A 26,356-nucleotide genomic window follows, 5' to 3' on the forward strand; every position below is an offset into this window, starting at 1 on the left:
CTACTTCGTGGCACTGGCTTACATCCCGTAAGACAGTGCCAACATAGATTTTTTTTATGAGGTTTTATTCATACTTCAATGATTTAACGGGCTCTGAATTAGCAGCTTTAAAGCACTGCAAAGCGACAGTCAGACATGCCACAATTACAATGCTGATGCTGACTGAAGCATACATAAAGAATGAGAAATCAACTCGAGATGAGAAAGTTGTCATAAACGAATTAATGGCCAAATAGCCAAGTACGCAAGATGCTAAACATGCAAAAATGATGGGTTTGATGAAATCCCACGCTAATAGCGCGACGATTGACCCTGATGTAGCACCTAGCACTTTACGTACACCAATTTCTTTTGTACGCCTTTGTGTCGCATAAAAAGCGAGCGCATACAGGCCCAGTACCGCCATACCAATCGTAATAACGCTTGCAAAGAGCGCCGCTTTACTAATGCCGGCTGTTTTGGAGTTGATAACATCATTAAAGAGCTGTTCGTAGAACACGCGGTCTACAGGAACCCCAGGGTGGTGTTTTGCCCAAACAGCATCAATGTGATCTAACGCCAACGCGACTTTATTGGGGTCAATTCTGATGATCAGACCGCGTAAATTCGAGTTACTTGCTTTTAAAATACCCGTCGAACGGCTGGTATTTTCTACACCACCACTCATTCTAAAGTCATCAATAACGCCAATAATGCGATATTTGTAGCCATCTTGTTCCAAAATTTCGTCTATAGCCTGCTCTGGTGCAGAGAACCCGAAACGATCAGCCGTAGATTTTGTAATGACCACGCTGTAGGTAGGTGATTTGTCTACCGCACCTTCCATAAACGGCATGAAATCGGCTGGGTAGTCTTGTGAGAACCCACGACCAGCTAATAGGTTTAAGTTGAAGGTTTCGATGTACTTATCATCGACGAAGATAGTACTTGCTTGTACTGACTCCTCATCGCTCTTGCCTTCAAGTTGCCATGAACTATATACACCCGTTCTAAGTGGTGGAGCCGCAGATTTAGCAACATTGAGTACCGCAGGATCACTTAAAAAGTCGTTGATCATTGCTTGGAAGTTAAACTGGTTTGGATTCAGCCTGTTGTATTTGCTGTCTAACGTAACGACGTTGAAGCGATCAAACCCTACATCCATGGTTTTTAAGTGTGAAATTTGTAAGTAGATAGCCAAAGCCAACAGTATCAATGTACCTGAAAATGCAAATTGGATAACCGTTACAATCGTTCTGCCACGACCCTTGCCGTTGCGCAGCAGGTTGCCACTGAGTACCTTTGCCGTTTCAGCGCGAGACAGGAATATCGCAGGAATACTGCCAGCAACAAAACCAATTAAGGCAATAAATAAAACCAAGATAATAAGAAAATCAACTTGGAAAAGGTTTTCTACTGTCAACGCAGTATTTGTCAGGTTAGCGTACGCAGGCAACACGAGATAAATGATTGGGATCGAAATCAAAAACGCAATTGTAGTTAACAGATATGACTCAGTTAAAAATTGTACGTAAAGTTGACCAGTTTTAGCACCAAGAGACTTTCTGACACCAATCTCTTTCATTCTCGTTGGCAATTGAGAAATTGATAAGTTGATAAAGTTAATTGCAGCGCTAACTAAAATAAGGACCGAAAATAAAGATAGTCCCCACAATACAACCTTGCGGTTATTGCTTCTTGATTCGTTATTGACCTGACGTTCACTTAGATAAATATCAGCCAATGGCTCTAACATCAGAGTCAGATCCATCTTTTTTGCTCTTGCTTGTTGTTGTTCAGGGATATTGCGTGAAACAAAACTTTTTAAGTCTTGGCTGATTTCTTGTGCTGCAACATCATTTTCGACGGTCAGGTAAGTGGCCGTTCTTCCGAACCTAAACCAAGATGGATTATGCATAAAGTTTTTGCCATAGCGTTGTTGGCCACTCAATGCAGAGACGATTATGTTTAAATTGATATGTGTGCTTTTCGGCAGGTCTCTAAAAACGCCGGTGATCTTTAATGAGACTTTATCATCCAATAAAAGCGTTTCACCGACCGCCGGTTTGTCGCCAAAATACTGTTCAGCAACGGACTCACTGATAATGACCGCATTGGGTGCGTTGAGTACATCTGTACTATGTCCACCGATAAAGTCTAGATTAAATATGTTTAAGAAATCTGACTCGGCCCAATAATAGTTATGCTCCATTGACTTCATGCCTAACGCAAATTCGCCAAAGCCGCCAGTCACCCTTGCAATGTGCTTAATCTGGGGGTAATCCAACGCCATTTTGGGAGCAATGGGCTCCGCCGTTCTAGCGGAGTTAACTCGGTGGTCAGTTGTATAGCTAGTACCCACGCGATAGATATTTTGCCAATTGGAAAAGTGCTTATCATAGCTATTTACAAAATGTACATGCATCAAAACAAGGATGCTACATATCAAACCAATCGCTAAGCTAAGTATTTTAATAAACGACAAAAAGGCCGAAGTTTTTATATTTAAAAATGACGAATGCAGATAATGTCCGAACATCTAATTCACCTCTTGTGCTGCAGCCGTTTTATCTTTGACTGTGTCCATACCGCTTTCTGGCACTAAAGTGCCATCAAGGATGCGAACGATGCGCGATGCAAAGTTAGCATGTTCACTTGAGTGCGTTACCATTATGATGGTCGTGCCTTCGCTATTTAACTCTTTAAGCAGATGCATCACTTGGTCACCGTTGGTTGAGTCCAAGTTACCAGTGGGCTCATCCGCTAGTAAAACCTTAGGTTCTCCTACAATAGCTCGAGCAATCGCAACACGCTGTTGCTGACCGCCTGATAGCTGCTTGGGGTAATGGCTCGCGCGGTGATCCAAAGCAACTCTTTTTAGTACACTCTCTACTTTGTCTTTTCGCTGCGCGGCAGGGACTCCTTGATACCGTAAGGCCAGTTCAATATTTTGAAAAACAGTAAGCTCGTCAATTAAATTAAAGCTCTGAAATATAACACCTATATTTGACTTTCTGATGTCTGCACGCTGGTTCTCAGACCAGCCTGCTAACTCTTTCCCATTGAAAAAGTATTGCCCCGATGAAGGACTATCTAATAGTCCAAGCATATTCAGTAGAGTTGACTTGCCGCCACCTGAAGGGCCCATTATCGAAACAAAGTCTCCTTCATTAATCTCGAGGTCAATGTTATTTAATGCTGTAGTTTCAATGTTGGAAGTTTGATGAACTTTTGTTATGCCCTTTAACTGAATTAGGGTTTTTGTTGTTTTCATTTTGTTCTCTCTACATAGTATTAAAGGGGGAGCAACCCCCCTTATTAAATTTCAATTTCGAAAATTTCTTCGTTGTTTGCTGGATCGCTGTCTATCTTCTCGTAGCCGAAATGCGCAGCAATTTCACTGGCAGGCTCACCCAAGAAGTCCTCGGTGATAAACTCTCGCCAACGCTGCGCAACATTGTTGTCTATCTGTTTGTGATCATGAAACTTGACATCTCCGAGCATTTTTGAAAGAGGATGAATGGCGTCGGTCATTTTTCCTTTTGCGTCTTTTGTTGGTTCCAACATCTGCGGTGTGAACTCAATATTCAAAAATTCACAAAGTTCTCTCGTTACTCGTTCAGGCTCGCTTACTAGTTCTTCAAACGTAACAAGGTGATGTCTATCACTCGAAACATTCTCTAAAAACTTGAGAATATTCTGGTGACACAACGCCCAAACTAACTCACCGAGTTCTATCTCAGAGTAGTCGTGATCGTATGGGAATAGCAGCTGCGAGATCTTCACTTCTTTAAATGAGTTAATCATGCCGTAAGGATGACGAACCAAATGAATATACTTAGCACCTTCAAAGTCTTCTTCAGCTCGCTTCAGAGTCTCTAGATCTAAAGCATAGCTCGCAGTCTTATCGACTAGGACTTTTCCTTCGATATTGCTTTGTAAGAATCCGTAGAACTCCTTGGTAGACATATTTTGTGCTTCTAATGCTTCCATTGTAGAGACAGCTTCTTCCATTGAGCAGTTGTTAATTGCCATTAGGAAGCGGATTACGCCCTCAAGCCTGAACTCTCCTTTGAGTGCTGCGAAATGCTGCTTTCTTTCTCGCAATGAATTGAAAGACAGCAACTCTAGCTCTGGTGGAGAAGATAAGTCAGGACTACCTGCAAGCATTGCTCGAAGTAGGGTTGAACCGGATCTGGGTGGAGATAATACAAAAACAGCTTCACTATTTTTATTTTGATCATCTGCCTGTTTGGCTTCAAGGCTCGGGATAACCTGTTTTAAGCTCTCTAAATCAGCGTTAGTCAGTAGTGCTCCTGAAGCGCGCTTTTTATCTTCGCTGATGTCTTGCTCCGTCAATATACCGCACTCTACTAAGGCCTCTCCATAGTGCTTTTTAAGGTACTTAGCTAAGTCAACAACTGTGGGAGCTTCGAATACAGCAACCACATAAATGATTTGATTAAGCTTGTCCTGAAGCAAATTCACCATAGTCGCCGCGAGTAAAGAGTGACCTCCTAAACTAAAGAAGTTGTCATGTCTTCCAACGCGCTCAACATCTAGAATATCTTCCCATAATTCACATAACATGGCTTCTACGGGGGTCTCAGCGGGCGCGTATTGCTCCTGCTGTCGATTAGTTTCATTTGGCGCAGGTAATCGCTTTCTGTCTACTTTGCCATTTGCGGCTTTTGGCAAATCCGCTAAGAAAACAATGAAAGCAGGTACCATGAACTCAGGCAACTTAGATTTTAGGTATGTTTTTAGCTGCGAGGTTTTAGTTTGCTGTTCAATTTCTGAAAGCTCAACACCCGAAGCTGAAATATATGCAACCAAATGATCCATTCCGTTGTTATCGTTCCACACAGCAACCACAACCTCTTCGGTATCGTGAAGCTGTGCGATATGCATTTCTATTTCAGGTAGTTCGATACGGTATCCATTCACCTTAACCTGTAAGTCTGTTCTGCCAATAAAGTCAATATTTCCATCTGGCATCCAACGAGCATAATCACCTGTTTTATATAAACGTTTTAGCACAGTACCATCGACTTTGCACTGTATAAAGCGCTCATTCGTCAATGCTGGTTTGTTGAGGTATTCCCTCGCCAACCCTTGACCCGCGATATATAGCTCACCTTGTACACCAACAGGGCTGGGTTGCATTTGTTCATTTAAGATATACAACTGTGCGTGCGGTACGGCTTTACCTATTGGGACAGACGTTCCACTATGATTTTGTTCACAGTGATAAACACTACTCCACACAGCCGCTTCTGTCGGCCCATATTCATTACTTAGAATACAAGTGCCGCTGCTGTGTTGTTCATGATGCTGATGTACCAATGCTGGTGGACACTCTTCACCTGCAACAATGACTCTTTGCAGTGATGCAGGCATTGGCATCTTCGCATTAAGCATGCTGCGATATACGCTCGGCAATGTCAGTAAATGACTGATGTCCTCACTGTTCATTACACTATTGACCTTTGCAAGGTCAAAGCCATCGTCCATATCAATGATAACCAGTTTCGCACCACTGACTAGTGACCAAAATATACCCGCCACAGAGCTATCAAACGCATAAGATGAAAATAGTGCAAAGCTACTTGGTGTTTCAGGATACTCATGTAACCTTGATGCCGTTGAGCTGGCTAAGTTGTGATGTTCAACAGCCACCCCTTTAGGTTGTCCAGTGGAACCTGAGGTATAAATGATGTAAGCCAAATCTGTGGTGGCGACACTCACCTCTTTCTCTAGCAGGTCTGAGTCTGCATATTTAGATAGTAACTGGCGGGACTGTGTACGTCGAATATCAAACAATTCACAGTCAAATGCACCAAACTTACCACTTAAGGACTCTTCAGTTAGGACTATCTGCACATTAGAGTCCTCAACCATATAGCTCAAACGTGTATCTGGGTATGAGGGATCGAGCGGTACATATGCACCACCAGCTTTTAAAATCCCTAAAATACCTGCAACTATTTCCACGGAGCGGTTAACACACAAGCCAACTAAGGTGTCTGCTTTGACCCCCTGTTCGATTAACAAACGCGCTATTTGGTTAGACCACTCATTCAGTTCTTGATAAGTGATAGATGTGCCTTTACAAGCCACTGCCACACTGTCCGCGTGTAAGTGACACTGCTGTGTAAACTTATCTAGGATGGTTTCACTTGACCGTTGCGCGTTTGCAACACCACTCCAGCTTTGCAGTTGTTTAGCTTCTGTTTGTGAAAGCATGTTACATTGAGAGATGTCACTGCACGCTTCATCCATCATAGCGATAAGAATATTACGCAAATGACCAAGAACTTGAGTAATGGTTTTATGTGAATATTCGTTAGGTCGATACCCCAATTTGACAGTCAAGGTTTCTTGCAATCCTATCGACAGGGTCAACTCATAGTTTGTTTTCCCTTCGACACTCATACTTTCGACGTCAAAACCTGCCGCGTTTGCTTGCGATGAAAGAGATTTATCCATTGGATAATTTTCAAATACAATCAACGAGTTAAACAGGTTCGTACCTTCTACACCAGAGAGCTTTTGAATCTCTACTAATGGTAAGTACGCGTATTGGTTACTTTGCTGGAACCCTTGTTGCAACTGTGAAATAAGCGCATCAATGTGCTGTGTTTCCTTAAATGAAACTTTCACTGGAATCGTGTTAATAAATAATCCCAACATGGTGTCAACATCTTTGACTTCCGCAGGGCGTCCTGACACTGTAGCACCGAATACAACCTCATCTTCGCCATTGTATTGATGCAGCAAATAACTCCAGGCTAATTGCACAAGTGTGTTCACAGTCGTTTGCTTAGTTTTCGCCAGTTGCTTGAGTTTATGAGTTTCAGACTCATCAAGCATTAACGGCTGCTTGCTATAGCTTGACACATTATCTGGCTGCTCAAAGCTCTTCACAGCCAGCGTTGTTGGCGAGTCAATATGTTTGAGTAGTGAGTGCCAATATTCACGTGCCTTCTCCTTATCTTGCTGACCCAACCAAGCAATGTAATTTTCGTAAGAAGCGGGTAGCTCAACTTGATGCGCTTGTTCAGAGCATAGAGCGCGATAAGCTGTCAGTACTTCTTTGAAAATAATCGGGAAACACCAACCGTCTGTTAATACATGGTGCTGGCTCCACAGGATTTGATACCGTTTGTTACCTAGATTGAAGAACGCTAATCGAATCAATCCTCCGGCTTCAAAATCAAACCCTTTGCTTGCGTCTTGTGATAAGTAAGCACTAAATCTATCTTGCTGCTCCTCTTTAGTGAGCTGCGATAAGTCCTCTTCGTGCCACGATAACTCCGACGCTTTCAAAACAAGCTGCAATAGTTCACCATGTTCATTCACAAACGCGGTTCTAAATATATCATTGCGATCTAATAAGCTTTGCCAAGCTGCTCGGAACTTATCTTTCTCAACGTCTCCATGCAACTCAAAGTGGATCTGGTTGGTATAAGCCCCTTTCTCCATCACGCTGTGGAACCAAAGTCCCTTTTGCATAGGAGCTGCAGGGTATATGCGCTGTAGACTTGGGTAGCTATCGTACCATTTATCAACTTGCTGTTGTGATAAGTCCACTAACGGGAAGTCAGATGGAGTAAACCCACCGTGCTCCGATTTGACACAATGATCAATGACGTCTATCAGTGCTGTTTGAATACTTGCACCCAGTGTCTCTATGGTTGCTGCATTGTATTGTTCTTCACTGTAATCTAATTCAAGCAACAGCTTGCCTGAGAGGATCTTACCTGTGAGCGCCAGTTGGTGGTCTCGAGCTTTCGCTTCACTAATACTGCTGCCGATATTCTCCTGCGCTAACTGAAAAGCACTTGCACCACCAACACTTTGGTCCAATTGCCCTAAATAATTGAACAACAGTTGTGGGGCATTTTCTTCTGCTTTTGCCAATAGCTCACTATCTTGTCGATGTGAAAGCAATAGTCCATAGCCTATTCCGTTATTCTGTGTTTGACGGTTTAGCTCTTTGATTGACTTAATAACCTGACTAATATCACCGCTTGGGCTAGACAGTACCAATGGATACATGCTTGTAAACCATCCCACTGTTTCACTGAGATCCCAGTCTGTGTTGTCCATTTCACGACCATGGCTTTCCAACATGATTCTATACTTAGTATTCCCGCTCCAATTACGTAAACCAAGATACACCGCTGAGAGCAATAAATCATTGATCTTGGTATGGTAAGTACCATTACATTGATGTAAAAGTTTGTCGGTGTACTCAACATCAAGGTGTACCGGAGAAGCGTTTGAAGTCGCAAGTCTTGGTCTATCATTGCTGACAATATCAATCGGTAAAGGAGCTACATCATCTTGCAATTGAGATAGCCAATAAGGTTTTTCTCGCTCGATACCATCGCTGTGCGCAAACTCATTTAACACCATGCCCCACTGTTGCAATGACGCAGTTTTGGTGTAGCTGTTAATGCTCGTGTGGTCACGCAATTGTAAGTAGAATTGCTCAAGATCGCGCAATATCACGCGCCAAGATACTCCGTCCACAACTAAGTGATGTACCACAATAAATAAGCGCTGTTGATCCAACTGTTCAGCTTCATCTGCGTAAAAACGAACCACCTTGATAAGGTTTCCTTTCTCTAAATCAAAGCTCTCTTGCCAATACTGACAACGCTTGTTAATGAACTCAGATCTTTGCTCAGGCTGAGCAGGTAGCATTTCACTAACACAGACCGAGTCAACCTGACTTGTACTCAGCGCAAGGTGCTCTGCTTGCCATTGGCCTTGTTCGTCTTTCGCAAATGCTAGCCTCAGTGCATCATGTTTATCCAGTAACGCTTCAACCACTGAGCGCAACATACCATGGGATATCGCCTCACGAGGCTTCAACAATACCGCTTGATTGTAATGATGAAGCGCCTCACTTTCGTCACTGAGATAGTGTTTTTGAATTGGCAACATTTCCAACTTACCACTCACTACTTGTGCTGGCACATTATTTGGCTCAGATTGCTTCGGCTCAGTTGCCAGATGTGCTGTCAAACGCTCGATAGTTTGATATTCAAACATTTGCTTCACAGTTATGTTGATACCTAGCCCTTTAGCGCGGCTGACAACCTGTAGTGATAAGATCGAATCTCCACCCACCGCAAAGAAATTGTCGGTAATACCCACTCTTTTTAGTCCAAGTAAGTCTTGCCAAATCCCACATAGGCACGTTTGCATTGTTGTGATTGGGGCAACGTACTTTTGTGCTCGTTGAGTATTTACATCCACACTTGGTAAGCGCTTTTTATCAACCTTCCCGTTCAAAGTAAGTGGGATAGAATCAAGCAGCATAAATGCACTTGGGATCATATAGTCAGGCACTTGTAGCGTCAGCTCTTGCCTTACTTTCTCAATTGTCGTGTATTCATCTTCAGCAATGTCACGCGATGCCACGAGATAGGACACCAATCGCTTATTATTACCTTCACCAATAGCAACAACTATGGCCTGTTGAACATACGCACAGGCATTTAACTTGGCTTCAATCTCGCCGGGTTCTACACGGTATCCTTTGAGGTTAATTTGTTCATCGGCTCTGCCTAGATATTCAAGTTCGCCACTGGCGAGATAACGAACTAAATCTCCTGTACGATACAGAGTTTTGCAAGTTCCAATCGCTGTAGAGTTGGCAACAAATTTTTCGGCTGTTAGTTGTGTATTGTTTAAATAACCTTGAGCTAACCCATCACCGCCGATAAATAGCTCACCTATCGCACCGATAGGCTGCATGTTCATACTGTTGTTGAGTACCAATAACTGAGTGTTTTGAATTGGAGTACCAATAGGAATATTGGGTGAAGAGTCATTCAAATCAGTGGTTTTATCAATACTGTAGGTGCTACAACCTACTACCGTTTCGGTCGGGCCATATTCATTGATATACAAGCTGTTTGAGGAAATGCGCGATTTCCAAGGTGAAAGCACTTTTTGTGTCAACTGCTCACCACCAACTACAAATACATGCTCAACCTCATGGCTTGTTTGTTCAACAATCTGTGTACTCAACACATCAAGGTGTGCAGGCGTGATCTTAAATAACCAAGCATGTGCATCATTCAAAATGATGTTTTTCAATTCATCTATAACATCAACTGACTCTGGCAGTAATCTCACTCTTTTGCCGTAGAGCAATGGTGTGAACAAAGATGTAAGTGTCGCATCAAATGATAGCGACGAGCTTACAATTGAGCCTCTAAGGTGTTCAGCTAAGTAATGTTCACCAGCATAAGTCAGATAGTTTACTGCACTTTGGTGACTTATCATTACCCCTTTGGGGTTGCCTGTAGAGCCAGATGTGTAAATAACGTAAGCCAAATCCTTAGCTGGCTGAGTTAGAGGCGCTGTCGCGATATTCTCTGCGCTGTAAGTTTGTAGCTCACTTTCTGAGCCTTGATCGAAAATAAACAGCTGGCTCTGTACATCGTTCAAAGCGGACGTGTAATCCATTTTCGTCAATACCAGTGCAGCTTGCGAGTCCGCTAGAATGTGTTTCACTCTCACTGCTGGCAGTCCGGTATCTATCGGTAAGTATGCCGCGCCAGCTTTGAGTATCCCAAGTACCGACACAACCATTTCAAACGATCTGTCTAAGTAAATAGCAATCGTCGCATTACTCGGTAGTTGCTGGTCAATGATGTAAGATGCCAATCGATTACTGGCTTCATTCAGCGCTTGATAACTCCACTGTTGGTCGCCTACTTCCAGTGCAACCTCTTGAGCGTGATGGTCCGCTTGCGCTTCAAATAAGTGATGCAAATGAAACGCATCCTGATAGCCAACTTCAGTTTGATTCCAACGGGTCAATTGATCTATGTCAGCGTTAGGAACCATCGGTAATTGCTCAATACACGCATGTGGCTGCTTAACAATAGCCATTAGCAGGGTTTCAAAACTTTCACTGAGCCGTATGATTGTCTCTGGATTAAAGATATCGGTCGCAAAAATCCAGTTTATGTCTAAACCGTGCTCTGTTTCGTATATTAAAAGATCCAAGTCAAACTTCGCATAGACTTGTTCACTTTCGAGCCTTGTTACATCAATCTGATCCAGTTCAAACTCAACTTGCTCATTATTTTGCAATGTCATTGATACTTGGAATATTGGCGAGTGACTCAAGCTTCTTTGTGGCTGCAATTCATCTACCAAAGTTTCAAATGGTACTGCTTGATTATCGTAGCCGGCCAAGGTATTCACTTTGTTATTTTGCAGTAACGTCAGAAAGTCTGGATTGCCAGATAAATCCGAACGATACACTAACGTATTAACAAAAAAGCCTATTAGCCCTTCAAGATCTTTATGCGTTCTTCCCGCAATAGGACCACCTACGACAATGTCACTTTCACCACTCCAACGACCTAATAAGACAGCAAACGCGCTTTGTAACACCATAAATAAACTAGCATTTTGGCTTTTTGCTAAGTCATTTAACTGGTTTGATAGCGCCTTATTGATCTTCTGTTTGATCTGCTGCCCATCAAAGCTTTGCGATACTGGGCGAGGCTTGTCTAGCGGCAGGCTATGTACCAAAGGTAGTCCTTCAAGATACGTCAGCCAATATTGTAATTGTGATTCCGCTTGCTCACTCTGTAATTGCTCTCGTTGCCAGTTTGCGTAATCAGCGTACTGAATTGCTAGTTTGGGTAAATTAGCTTCTTTCGCGCTGTTAAAAGCAGAATATAGATGCATAAACTCTTTAATAAGCACATTCACTGACCAGCCATCAGAAGCGATATGATGCATTGTAAATAACAGTACATGCTCCTGCTCACTGATACGAATTAGGCTGATGCGTAATGGCCAATGCGCAGTTAAGTCAAAGGCCTGTTGCGCATCCTGTGCAATGACTTCATTTAACTTGAGCGTTTGGTTATCACTAGAAAGTTCGCTTAAATCAATCTTTGTAATGTTGATGCTTGCAGCAGGCTCAATAACCTGAACTGCACCGTCTGTTTGTTCAACAAATACTGTCCTCAAACTTTCATGTCGTGCAACGATTGAATCTAGCGCTTTTTGGAGAGCTAATAAGTTCAGCTCGCCCTCTAACCTTAAGGCCGAAGGCATATTATATTGCGCACTGCCTCCCTCAAGCTGGTCAATAAACCACAGTCTTTGCTGTGCAAATGAGAGCGCTAGCGGCTGCGTTCTTGACACAGGTGAAATTTGAACGGCACCTTGGGCATCCAAAGCATCAATATAATGTGCCAATGCTTTGATGCAGCCGTGTTCAAATAAGGCGCGAACACTGATGGACTTACCAAATGTCTTGTTACATTCACTCACAACTCGAGTCGCAAGCAAAGAGTGACCACCAAGCGCAAAGAAATTGTCATTCACGCCCACTTGCTCTAGTTCCAATAGGTGCTGCCATTGCTCGCAAAGCAGCTGCTCAGTGTGTGTCTGTGGTGCCACATACTCGGCTTGTTGCAGATCGTCTGCACTCAAGATTGGTAAGGCTTTTTTGTCAACTTTACCATTGCTTGTTAATGGCAGCTGCTCCAAAGCAATAAATACATCTGGCACCATATATTCTGGCAGTGAGTTGCCCAGATCTGTTTTCAGTTCTGAACTGAGCGTTTTATTCACTTCATTTAGCTGCGGGAAGTTTGCTTCATAAGACTGTCGATAAGCACTTCTTGCTTGAATTGAAGCCCCCTCTTGGCGACTAAAAATAATGTCTAAATGAGCACGTTCATCTTGTGACCAAGTTAAACCCACATGGTATCCGCACTGCTCAGCATACGCGAGCAATGCTTCGAATTCATTGACTTGATGCTGAGTTGACTCAGTCAACGCGCCTGGCTTCGAAGCAGGCTTGATAACACGCTGGCTTTGCCATTGACTCAACCCTTCAGACAAAACAACGTCGTCCTGAATACGGAAATTTTCTACGCCTGAAACACCAAAGCACGACGCGCTTTGTTCATCTAACAAGGCCTTCATTTGCGCCAACGAAGTGAATCCGTACCAAGCTTGCGGTGAAACAGGACTTTCAGCTTCACTTGCACCGATGTGTAAAATCACATCATAGCGATAACGCAACATTTCGTTGTCGCCTTGCCCGCGTTTTACCTGAATATCAACATGGGTGATTTCTGGATAACGTACCTGTAGCTGTGCAAAGTAAGACGGGCTTAGTAAAAGCTCCTGTTCCTGTAGTAAACGACGTTGTACTCGATTTGACAGTGCTCCCACAGTGGTATTAGTTTGCAAGAAACTATGCTCAACCGCGGTATGGTGAGCTAACACTAAATCTAAGTTTCGTATATCACCTAACATTACCTTACCGCCGCTACACACCTTAGGAATTAGGCTTTCAATAACTTGGTCTAAGTACTGATAGTTAGGGAAATACTGTATTACTGAGTTAATCACCACAGTGTCAAAGTATGAACTAGGCAAGTGTGTTATTGCTAACGCATCTCCGTGGGCTAATTCAACATGAGACCAACCCTTTTTCGCAACACCCGATTTAACCAGTGACAATGCTTGAGTTGATAAATCAATGGCTGTTACAGATTCACACTGCTGAGCATAACGATAAAGTAATAAACCTGTACCACACCCGATTTCAAGTAAATGTTTGGGTTTAAGTGCTTGAATACAGTCTACAGTACCATCTAACCATTCGCGCATTTGCGGGATGGGGATAGCATCCCCAGTGTAACTGTTATTCCAACCAATAAAGTTAGATTCCGTGTCAAAGTCACTTTCAGACTCTGTATATTGCTCCTCGAATACATCCTGCCATTGACTCACAATGCCTTGGTTAGAAAGCCTCGCAGCTTCATCCAGATAGCTCTGAGTAGGGCAAACGTGTGCAACAAGCTGTTTATCACCACTAGACTTTTCGTTAATCGTTACAATCGCATTGCTGAGTCGAGCATTTGCGGCCAAAGTATGCTCAATTTCACCAAGTTCAATCCTAAAACCACGCAGTTTAACCTGATCATCGCTTCTACCCACGTACTCCAAGTTGCCGTCATTACGATAGCGAACTAAATCACCGGTTTTATACAAGCGAGCATCGGTACATGTACTAAATGGATTACTAATAAAGCGATCTGAAGTTAAATCTGGTCTATTGATATAGCCGGCAGAAACTCCCTCTCCTCCAACATACAACTCACCAATGGCGCCCACATGGACCTGTTGTCTATGCTTGTCTAGTACATAAGCGCTTAGGTCTGGAAGCGGCTTGCCTATCACATTGACATCACTACTTTGAATACCATTTGCATAAACAGGATTGAATGTAACATGCACAGTGGTTTCAGTAATACCGTACATGTTAATTAATTGAGTGTTAGTGTTCGCATAGCCCTGATGCCATAAATCGATGATATCTTGACTTAGTGCCTCCCCCCCGAATATCACGTACTTTAATTCATTTATTAAACCCGTACAGTTGTCATTCGTTGTCACAGTAAGTAGGTGTTTAAACGCTGAAGGAGTCTGATTTAATACCGTAACATTGTGTTGTTCTATCAGTTTTAAGAACTGGTTTGCGTCTCTAGATACCCAGTAAGGTACAACAAGCAAGCGAGCGCCATTAAACAATGCTCCCCAGATCTCCCATACAGAGAAGTCAAAAGCATACGAATGAAATAGAGTCCAAGTATCGCTGTTATCGAAGTTGAATAACGAAGAAGTACTCGTAAACAGACGCACGACATTATGGTGTGTTACACCCACACCTTTAGGCTTGCCTGTTGAGCCTGAGGTATAAATGACATAGGCTAAACTTTGCGAGCGATTATGTGCAACAACTGGCTGTTGAGATGAGTACTTATCGAGTAACGAGCGCGTGCTTTCACTGTCAATACAAACGAATGCCACATTAAATAGTTCGGCCTTTTCTGACAACTTAGACTGAGTTAATAGCAGCTTGATCTCGCTATCCTCAACAATATATTGCGCCCTACTTTGTGGAGAATTTGGGTCAATCGGCACATAGGCTGCACCCGATTTGAGTACCGCTAAAATTGCTACCAGCATATCAATAGAGCGTTCAACAAAAATCCCGACCAGCGCTTGAGGCTCTACACCTTGCTCAATTAAATAAGTGCAAAGTTGATTAGCCCTGTCATCTAATTGTTGATAGGTAAGCTGCGTATCTTCACATAATACCGCAATAGCGTGTGGCGCTTGTTTAACTTGCGACTCAAAAACAGTATGAATACATTGTTTTTCAAGGGGCTCTACGCGGCCTTGCTTGGCCCAAGCTAGTAACTTGTTTGTATCGTGAGGAGTTAAGTAATTAAGATTCTCGACCAAGCAACTTGGATTCTCGATGATACTGGTTAGTAACACTTCAAAGCTCTGGCCTAGGCGGGTTATTGTGTCAGCATTGAAAATATCGGTTGCATATAACCAATCAACCGCTAACCCTTCATCTGTTTCTTTTAAAAACAGCGAAAGGTCAAATAGCGTAAGCGAGTCATGCGGATCAGAAACTTCAACCTCTAGGCCTGGCAGAACTAACTCAGCATCCTCGTTATTTTGCAGCGTAATAGACACCTGGAAGATAGGAGAATGACTTAGGCTTCGCTCTGGCTGCAGCTCATCAACAAGCATTTCAAAAGGTACGAGTTGATTATCATAGGCAGCTAACGTATTAACTTTATTATTTTCTAATACAGTTAAGAAATCTGGATTACCAGTTAGGTCGGTTCTATATACTAGAGTGTTAACAAAGAAGCCGATCAAATTTTCAATATCTTGGTGTGTACGCCCAGCAATGGGGCTCCCCATTACGATATCGCTTTCACCACTCCAGCGACCCAATAAAACAGCAAATGCACTTTGTAGCACCATAAACAAACTTGTATTGTGCTCATTTGCCAAACGATTCAGTTTGCTTAACAGCTTCTTGCTAAATACTTGTTGGATCTTATGACCAGCAAAGCTTTGTTTGGCTGGGCGAGGTTTATCTAAAGGCATAGCATGAACTAATGGCAAACCTTCTAAACGCGCCAGCCAATGATCTAGTTGTACGCTTGCGCCTTCACCAGCCAGATGCATTCGTTGCCACTGTGCATAGTCAGCATACTGCACCTTTAGTTCAGGCAAGACAGCTGTTTTTCCTTGGCAATGTGCTGAGTATAATTCTCTGAACTCTTTAATAAGTACACTTACCGACCAACCGTCAGACACAATGTGGTGCATCGTAAATAGCAGCACATACTCATCAGACGCCAATTGAACTAAGCTAACGCGCACAGGCCATTGTTGGTTGAGATTGAAAGCACGCTGCGACTCTTCAGTAATGAATCTATCGAGATAGGTAGAGGCATACACCCCGTCCTGCGTGCGCAGATCTACCTCAGTGATAGGTAGTTGTGAGGCAGGTTCAATAATTTGAACAGGTTGACCATCATACTCTTTGAATATAGTTCGCAGACTTTCATGTCTTGCAATAATGTCATCCAAAGATGCTTGTAGCGCTGTAAAATTCAGAGCACCTTTTAATCTCAATACCGCTGGTACGTTGTACTGGACGCTGCCGCCTTCGAGTTGGTCAATAAACCATAGTCTCTGCTGTGCAAACGAGAGTGGCAAAGGCTGAGCTCGCGATGCGCGCACAATGTGGCTCGTTTCTTCTGACGCGAGAGAGTCAATATACGATGCCAGCTCGCGAATGTGACTGTGTTCAAACAGTGCCCTAACACTGATGGTCTTACCAAATTCAGCACTGCAAGCACTAGCCACACGCGTTGCCAGTAGTGAGTGGCCGCCTAAGGCAAAGAAGTTATCGTTTACACCCACCTGCTGTAGGTCTAAGAAATGCTGCCACTGTTCGCACAAAATATGTTCAGTAGGAGTCGTTGGCGCCACATATTCTGTCTTTTGCAAATCAAACACATTTAAGTTTGGCAGTGCTTTTTTATCTACTTTACCATTTGCAGTTAATGGCAAATGCTCTAACGCAATAAATGCATCTGGGAGCATATATTCAGGTAGTGTTTTAGCAAGCTCAATTTTCAGCTCTGCATTGAGCGCCTTATTTACTTCGTTTAGTTGTGGGAAGTTTGCTTTGTATGTTTGACGATACTCCCCTCTTGCTTGAATAAGTGCCCCAGCGTCTTTGCTAAAAATAATATCCAGTTTGTTGCTCTGGTCTTGTGACCAAGTAACACCGCAGTGATAACCACATTGTTGAGCATAAGCAAGTAATGACTCTAGTGCTTCTACCTGTTGTTGTGCATGAGTCGCCAAAGAACCCGGTTGTGAGACCGGTTTTATCATTCTAGTACTTTGCCATTGGCTTAAACCTTCTGACAAAGTGACATCATCAAGAATTCGATGGTTATCTACCCCTGATACGCCAAAACACGTTGCGCTTTGTTCTGTTAGGCGCGTTCTAAGTTCAGAGAATGACGTGAAGTCATACCAAGTTTCAGCTATGACAGTGTTGCTTGCGCTATTGTCACCTTTGTGAATGACGACATCGTAGCGGTAACGTAGCATTTCGTTATCACCGATACCACGTTTTACGTGTATATCGACATGAGTTATTTCCGGATAACGCGCCTGAAGCTCGGTAAAATATGATGGACTTAAAAGTAGCTCTTGCTCTTGTAATAATCGACGTTGCACACTGCTGGAGAATGTTTTGACTGACGCACTCTTATTCAGCTGACTTTGTTCAACGGCGCTATGATGCGCGAGCATTAAATCTAAGTTACGAATATCGCCGAGCATTATCTTGCCGCCAGAATGAATAGCAGACAAGGCACCTACAATAACTTCCTCTAGGTATTGGCTATTAGGGAAATATTGCACAACAGAGTTAATTACTACGGTATCAAAATAAGACTTTGGTAGTTGCTCCAGCGCTAAAGCGTCCCCTTGTGCTAGTTTAACATGCGACCAGCCTCTCGCATCGATACCCGTTTGCACCAAAGAAAGCGCCTGTGCAGAAATATCAATGGCGGTCACAGAATCGCACTGCTTTGCGTAGCGGTACAACAATAAACCTGTACCACAACCAATCTCAAGCAGATTCTTAGGACGAAGCTTTTGAATAGTTTCTACCGTGCCATCAAGCCACTCTTGCATTTGCGGGATAGGAATAGCTTCACCCGTGTAACTATTGTTCCAGCCGACAAAGTTTGACTCAATCTCATAGTCTTGCTCAGGCTCGGTATATTGTTGTTCAAATACATCTTGCCATTGACTTACAATCTCTTTATTGGAGCGTTTAGCCGCATCATCTAAATAACGGCGAGCAGGGCAAACATGAGCAATTAGTTGCTTATCCCCATCACTTTTTTCGTTTAATGTAACGACTGCACTACGTAGTTGCTCTGTTGCTATGAGTGATTGCTCAATCTCACCGAGCTCAATCCTAAAGCCTCTCACCTTGACCTGATCATCAATTCGGCCAAGGTACTCCAGGTTGCCATCAAAACGGTACCTAGCAAGGTCACCTGTTTTGTATAGTCTTGCGGCTTTATCGTGACTAAATGGGTGTTCAATAAAGCGCTCTGCTGTCAATTCAGGTTTATTAATGTAGCCTCGCGCGAGTCCAACACCACCAATGTGGAGCTCTCCCACCACGCCCAGTGGTACTTGGCGATTTGACTTATCGAGAATATATAACTGTATGTTACTGATTGGTTTACCGATAGGCACCACTTTTAGCGCTTGGTCACGTGGCGCATGCCAGTAACTAACATCAATTGCAGCCTCAGTTGGTCCATATAGATTGTGTAATTGTGCTGGATGTGCCTCGTGAAACAGCGTGACGATTTCCGCTGGCAATGCTTCACCACTACAAAAAACTTGTTTAACCGAATGGCACTGTGACCATGCTGAATGTTGCAGCATCGCCGCTAACATCGACGGCACGAAGTGGAGTGTCGTTACACCCTGCTCATTAATTAAATCGCACAGATAATTAGGCTCTTTGTGGCCTTCAGGTCTCGCTAGCACCAGCGTAGCACCTGTGATCAGAGGCCAAGTAAATTCCCAAACGGAGACATCAAAACTAAACGGTGTTTTTTGTAATACGGTGTCTTCATTACTGAGTGAATACTCATCCTGCATCCATTGAACACGGTTCACGAGTGCCTGATGCTCTATCATAACCCCTTTTGGCTGACCTGTTGAGCCAGATGTATAAATCACATAGGCCAGACTATTTGCAGTTAACCCTAACGCTTTCGCGCTTGGGTTGTGCATCGCATAACTTGCTAACTGCGCTTTGCATTCACTGCCATCAAGCGATAAAAATCTAATGCCGCAGGATACAAATTTCTCTGCAAACGCTGCCTGACCTAAGATAATTTTAGGCTGAGCATCATCAAGAATATATGCTAGTCGCTGTGCTGGGTACGTTGGTTCAAGTGGTAAATATGCGCCACCAGCTTTTAAAATAGCGTAGATTGCCATTACCATCTCTACAGAGCGCTCAGCACAGATGCCAACTAAACTATCAGGTTTGACGCCTTGTTCAATCAAATAAGCTGCAAGCTGATTCGCTCTTTCATTGAGCTGCTGATATGTGACCCTATTATTTTCAAAGACAACCGCGACTGCATCTGGTGTTTGTTTAACTTGTGTTTCAAACAGCTCATGCATTGTTAGCGTGTCTGAAAATGCTGATGTATTTTCTGTATGCCACTGTGTCAATTGACGGGTATCAGCCTGCGTAATGTAATTTAAACTTTCAACCTCGCAGCGTGGGTTGGTAACAATACTATTCAAGAGCGCCTCAAAGCTTTCTCCTAAACGCGTAATTGTTTGTTCAGTAAAAATATCTGTTGCAAATAACCATTCAACATCAAGTCCCTGCTCTGTCTCTTTTAAGAAAAGTGACAGGTCAAATAAACTCCTTGCGCTATATTGCTCAGCCACTTCGACATCAAGCCCTGGTAGCTCTAACGCCACATCTTCATTATTTTGCAATGTAATGGAAACTTGGAAAATCGGCGAGTGGCTTAAACTACGCTCTGGTTGCAGTTCATCTACCAACATTTCAAAAGGCACAAGCTGATTTTCATACCCTGCTAAAGTATGCTCTTTGTTAGTATTTAACAAAGTAATAAAGTCAGGATTTTCAGACAGATCGGTTCTATAAACTAAGGTGTTCACAAAGAAACCCATTAGCCCTTCAAGAGCTGGGTGATTGCGACCCGCGATTGGACTACCAACAACGATGTCCTTTTGTGAGCTCCACAACCCTAATAATACAGAGAACGCACTTTGTAAGACCATAAACAAGCTTGCATCGTTGTCACGCGCAAGTTGGTTTAGCTGGTCCATTAAGTTCACATCAATTGTTTGGTAAATTTTTTGCCCTGCAAAGCTTTGTGTGGCAGGGCGTGGGTTATCTAATGGTAAATTATGCACCAACGGCAAACCCGCTAGACGTTCTTGCCAGTAGGCAAGCTGTAGCTCTGTTTGTTCACTAGCCAAGAACTCACGCTGCCACTGCGCATAGTCTGCATATTGGATAGGAAGTGCTTGTAGAGTGCTCTCTTTACCAGTTGCAAACGACTGATATAAAGCACTTAACTCTCTTATGAACAAATGGATAGACCAACCATCAAAAGCAATGTGGTGCATCGTCACTAAGATCATATGCTCTGATTGAGCTAGTTTCAGCAGAGAAACTCTAATAGGCCAGTCTGTATGAAGCATAAACGGTCTAGCTGCTTCAGTCTGGATCACATGTTTTAATTCGCTTTCTCGGACTTCACTTGGCTTTGTGCTGATATCTAATCGCGTTATTTTTAAAGTATCGTGAGGCTCAATATTTTGAATTGGTTTACCCGAAACCTCTTTGAATGTTGTCCTCAAAATTTCATGACGTTGAATGATTGCATCTATCGATTGTTGTAACGCGCTTTCATTTAAGCTGCCTGACAACCTGATCGTTGCAGGCATATTGTATTGGACACTGCCGCCTTCTAATTGATCAATAAACCACAGACGCTGTTGTGAGAAAGACAAAGGTAAAGGCTGAACTCTAGAAACAGGTTCAATCGCATGATATTGGGTAATGTTGGTTGTGTTTATCAGCGCTGCAAGCGCTTTAATTGTGTCATTTTGGAAAAATTCACGTACGGTGATCTCTTTACTGAAAGCTTCACTACATGCACTGACTACTCGCATTGCTAATAGTGAATGTCCACCGATATCAAAAAAGCTCTCATCTGTAGATATCAGCTCTTTATCAAGTACTCTCTGCCAAATCTCAAGAAGTTTAACTTCAGTGTCGTTACATGGCGGCTTAACTTCTCTTTTAGGCGCTGATAACTGTGTAATTTCAATAAGAGCTTTTCGATTCAGCTTTCCGTTACTGGTCAGTGGCAACTCATCGAGTAAAACCACCTCAGATGGGACCAAGTAATCTGGCAATAATTTAGCTAAATCAGCCTTGATCGATGCCTTGTAACTGTCTACGTCATTGACAACCGCACTAGATGAAGTGACATAACTAACCAAGCGTTTATCATGCATTTCACCGACTGCGATAACAGCTGCTTCTCTTACTTGCGGCAAATACCTTAAATGATGTTCAATTTCACCAAGTTCAACCCTAAAGCCTCGGACTTTTACCTGATCATCAGTTCGCCCAATATAGGCTAAATTACCATCTTGGCAATAGCGTACCAAGTCCCCCGTTTTGTATAAACGCGTTTGAACATTGCCATCAAACGTATGTTCTATAAATCGCTGGGCGGTCAGCTCTGGTTTATTAATGTAGCCGCGGGCCAGACCTATACCAGCAATATACAGCTCTCCCACAACTCCTAATGGAACTTGGTTTTTATCCTTATCTAGAACATATAGTTGAATGTTGTGAATCGGTTTACCAATTGGAACAAGATTTATCTGTTGATCACGCTCTGCTGACCAGTAACTTACGTCGATTGCAGCCTCAGTAGGCCCATACAAGTTGTGTAAAGCCGCTGAATGTATCGCATGAAACTCAACAACCAATTCACTCGACAAAGCTTCACCGCTACAGAACACTTGCCTAACTGACGAGCAATCTTTCCAGCTAGTATGTTGTAGCATCGCCGCCAGCATAGAAGGTACGAAGTGTAAGGTCGTTACACCCTGTTCAACAATCAGATCACACAGGTAGCTTGGATCTTTATGTCCGTGAGCTTTTGCCATAACAAGACTTGCTCCGCTGATCAACGGCCAAGTAAACTCCCAAACAGAGACATCAAAACTAAATGGTGTTTTTTGCAGTACCCTATCGCTCGCGGTCAGTTCATACTCACTTTGCATCCAATCTATGCGATTCACCAAGGCTTGATGTTCCAACATAACGCCTTTTGGCTGCCCAGTTGAGCCAGATGTATATATGACATACGCAAGATTGTGTGAACTTAGACCCAGTTTAGCTGGCGACGGATTAATCGCTGGGTAGCCAGATACAGTTTTTGCGGTCGTGTCACAATCAAGAGCTAAAAACGGCACGCTACCACCGGCAAACATATGCTCAAAGCGTTGCTGACCCAGCACCCACGCAGGTTTCGCATCCTCTAAAATATAGGCCAGTCGCTGTGCTGGGTAGTCAGGGTCTAATGGTACATATGCCCCCCCAGATTTTAAAATCGCCAGTAATGCGACCACCATCTCAATTGAGCGCTCAGCACATACCCCGACTAAGCCATCAGGTTTAACTCCCTGTTCAATTAAATAACCTGCTAATTGGTTGGCGCTATCATTAAGCTCTTTATATGTTAGCTTTCGGCCTTCGAAAATCAGCGCCGTAGCATCAGGTGTCAGTTCCACCTGTTCTTCGATTTGCGTATGAATACACATATCAGCGGGGAAGTCAGTTGCCGTTTGATTCCAATCAGTCAGACTTCTCATCTCAAAGTCTGTCAAAATATTATGTGACGACAAAGCTTGTTCAGGACATTCCATCACTTTTTCAAGCAAAAGGTTAAAATGCTGAATGATGCGCTGAGCCGTGTCGCGCTCAAATAACTCACTACAGTATTCTAGCTTCGCAATTGCACCTTCTTGTGTTTCGAAGATATCAAGCGAGAGATCATATTTTGAAACGCCTCTGTCGCAGGCCAGTTCTTCTACTTGAAGACCATTAAAATTCAACTGCTCGGCATGATTACGTTGTAATGAAAAAGCCGCTTGAAACAACGGCGAGTAACTCAAGCTACGTTCCGGCTTAACCGCTTCAACCACTGAATCAAATGGTAAGTTCTGATGGGCTATCGCTGCTAAGCAATTCCCTTTAACGGCTTGCAATAGTTCAATAAAGTTCGCTTGAGATTCACAGAGGGTGCGGATCACTAGGTTGTTAACAAAATACCCAACCAAATTAGCTACTTGATGACTTGTTCTATTCGCAACAGGTGAACCCACCGAAATATCATCGCTACCAGAGTAAATAGACAATAACGCCTTGTATGCAGATAGCATCACCATAAATGGTGTAGCGTCATGCGCTTTGGCCATCGCTTTCACATTTTTGTACACAGAAGGTTTGATAACAAACTGTTCTGTAGCACCTTTAAAAGATTGCTCAGCTGGTCTTTGATGATCATATGGCAAATGCAGTAAAGGCTGTGAATCTGCCAGCTTATTTTGCCAATATTCCCGCTCAGTAGTTAATTTCTGTGGACTTAAATGTTCTTTTTGCCAGCGAGCATAATCATTGTATGAAACGGATAATGGGGTTAGTGCTGGTTGCTCGCCATTGAGGGCTGCATTATAACTCTCACTGAGTTCTTTAAATAAAATAGATGCTGAAAGGCCATCAGAGATAATATGATGAATATTAAACATCACGCAGTACTGTGAACTGGCTTTTTTTGCAACAATGACTCTGAATAAGCTTTCCTCAGCTAAATCAAACTGATAGTTCTCTTCGTTTGCAATCAGTTGTGCCACTTTCTGCTGGCTCGACTGTGTGTCAAGTTGTTCAAGGTTATGTGTAAACAAAGGCAGTTCATTTGGCGCTTGCAGTTTGGCCAATACTGATCCTTGCGACTCCTTAAAACGCGTTCTCAGACTTACGTGACGTTCAATAAGCATCTGTAAACATTCAGAAAATACTTTTATGTCCAAATGTCCAGTGATGTTAAACACCGACAGCAAATTATAAACCGGTAACTGGTCGACAAGCTTATCCATAAACCACAAGGCTTCTTGCCCAAATGACGACGTATTACTTTCAGACTCCTCTAAGCGGGTGATTTGAAGTGTCTGGTCGAGAACGGGCTGCGTAAAATGGATAGCAAGCTTTTGTGACAGTGATTGAGCCATTTCTATAACGCTCACACCACTGAATAAATCATTCAAGCTTAACTTAACAGATAAGTCTTTTTCTATTTGGTGCGCTAACTCAATCGTACTAAGAGATTCCAACCCTAGGGCGATCACCGCCTCCTCTAGCTCAGAGTCTTTGATTAAGCGCTTCGTTAGTTGACACAGTAATACTTTTAAATACTGTGTTATCAGTGTAGTCAGATGTGAGTGATTGAACTGCGCACTGTTTACGTCATGCTTTATATAATTGAGTATCTGTTCACTGAGCAAGCCTTGCTTAGCCAGAACCTCTTCTGACACTGCCTGAACAACTTCATCTTCTGCAACAATGGCGAGAGAACCTTGTAAATAGGCTTCTTTGGTCGCTCTTCTTCTAATTTTACCACTTGATGTTTTTAAGCTCGCACCGGGTTTTAGCAAAACAACATTTTCGACACTTAATTCAAATTCGCTTGAAATTGCCTGCTTTATCGCATCAATCATAGACTGATACTGCTTATTTCGTACCGCCTTGCGACTCACCTCAGCAACCAAAGTCAACTTCTCTTGGCCATTTTCATGGGAGAAAGCAATGGCAGCACACCCGCCTTTTTGTAACTCAGGATGGCTACTTTGCGCGCACCACTCTAAATCTTGAGGATAAAAGTTTTGCCCTCTAATAATTAGTAAGTCTTTTAGGCGACCTGCAATAAATAATTCATTGTTATGCGTAAAGCCAAGGTCACCTGTGCGATAAAAACCTTTTTTATGGGTATTGGCAGTCTCTTGGTCGAACACCTGACTGTTTAGCTCGTCCATTTTCCAATAACCACGGGATAGGCTCGGTCCGCGGACCCAAATTTCACCAACGTGCCCCGCTGATAGTTCTTCATACGTGTCAGGGTTAACTATGATTAAGTCATGTTTAGATTGTATTTGGCCACACGCTACCAGCTCACTATGGCTATCTTCTTGGTCAATCGAGTCAGCAACAACCAAATTGTCTGCAAGTGCCTTGGCTGAAAATTTTTGTGTGATTGCCTGTGTATTGACGCTACCACCGGTCAGAAATACTGTCGCCTCAGCCATACCGTAACTTGGATAGGCAGCCTCTTTCCTAAAGCCATACTTAGAGAATGCTTCATAGAACTTAACTAGGGTCTGCGCCTGAATGGGTTCTGCTGCGTTGAAAGCTACGTTCCAAGTGCTTAAATCTATAGTAGACAGTTCTAAGTGTGCGAGCTTGTCCACACACAGTTCAAAAGCAAAATTTGGTGCGCCGCATATCGTACCACCAAACTCAGTAATAGCCTCAAACCAGCTCAACGGCTTCTGAATAAACTTCACTGGCGGCATAAGGACCGACTTTGCCCCCAAATAGACAGGAAGCAATATCGTGTTAACAAGTCCTAAGTCGTGGAACATAGGCAACCAGTTTACAAATACATCGTTGCGGTTACATCCCGTTGCTTCTACTAGCGTTGCCAAGTTTGCTACAATATTGTCATGGGAGATCATGACACCTTTTGGTACGCCTGTTGAGCCAGAGGTGTACTGCAAAAATGCAAGACTGTCTCCCTCAGCTTCGGAAAATGACAGTTGTGAATCTACTTCTATATTATCGGTAAATAAAACCTGCTCAAATGAGCGCTCTTCAGATGCATATTTAGTTAAGAAAGGCTCGACACTTTGATTAGATAGAATGAGCTGCGCATCACAGTTAGAAAGTACATTCGTGACGCGCTCTACGTTTTTATACGTTCTAGGTGTATACAGTGGAACCGCAACAACGCCAGCTCTTAAACAGGCATAAAATGCGAAAATAAAGTCTAGTCCAGGCGGGTAAAGTAGAATGACACGCTCACCCTTGTTTGCCTTTTTTAAGATTGTGTTAGCTAGCGCATTGGATTTTTGAAATAGTTCTAGGTAGCTGGCTTGCGTTCTTTCATTTCCGTTGTCAAAAATAAAAGCTGTTTTGTTTCCGTCTTCTTCGGCTCTGATTTTTAATAAGTCAATTAACGTCATGTTTAAAGAATTCAAATTGTTTACTGGCATCTGATTTGGATCGCTGTTTTAATTTTTATTTTACTTTGCAGCTGAT

Annotated in this window: 3 protein-coding genes; all 3 read right to left on the reverse strand. The window is 43.0% G+C overall.

What is annotated here, in order from left to right:
• Positions 1-64: 64 nt before the first annotated feature.
• From N480_RS19890 to N480_RS19900, 3 genes are read right to left on the reverse strand one after another with little or no spacing between them, the layout of a single operon-like run.
• Positions 65-2,518 carry an ABC transporter permease gene (locus tag N480_RS19890; protein ID WP_063374171.1) on the reverse strand — a complete coding sequence of 818 codons (2,454 nt, stop codon included), beginning with the start codon at positions 2,516-2,518 and terminating at the stop codon, positions 65-67.
• A complete protein-coding gene (locus N480_RS19895) occupies positions 2,519-3,253 on the reverse strand; it encodes an ABC transporter ATP-binding protein (RefSeq protein ID WP_063374172.1) in 735 nt (244 codons plus the stop codon).
• A 44-nt stretch (positions 3,254-3,297) separates the two neighbouring features.
• Positions 3,298-26,280, reverse strand: coding sequence for a non-ribosomal peptide synthase/polyketide synthase (locus N480_RS19900; RefSeq protein WP_196761521.1), 22,983 nt, complete (start codon positions 26,278-26,280; stop codon positions 3,298-3,300).
• Between the last annotated feature and the right edge of the window lie 76 nt (positions 26,281-26,356).

Source organism: Pseudoalteromonas luteoviolacea S2607, from assembly GCF_001625575.1.
In the GTDB taxonomy this organism is placed as follows: Bacteria; Pseudomonadota; Gammaproteobacteria; order Enterobacterales; family Alteromonadaceae; genus Pseudoalteromonas; species Pseudoalteromonas luteoviolacea_E.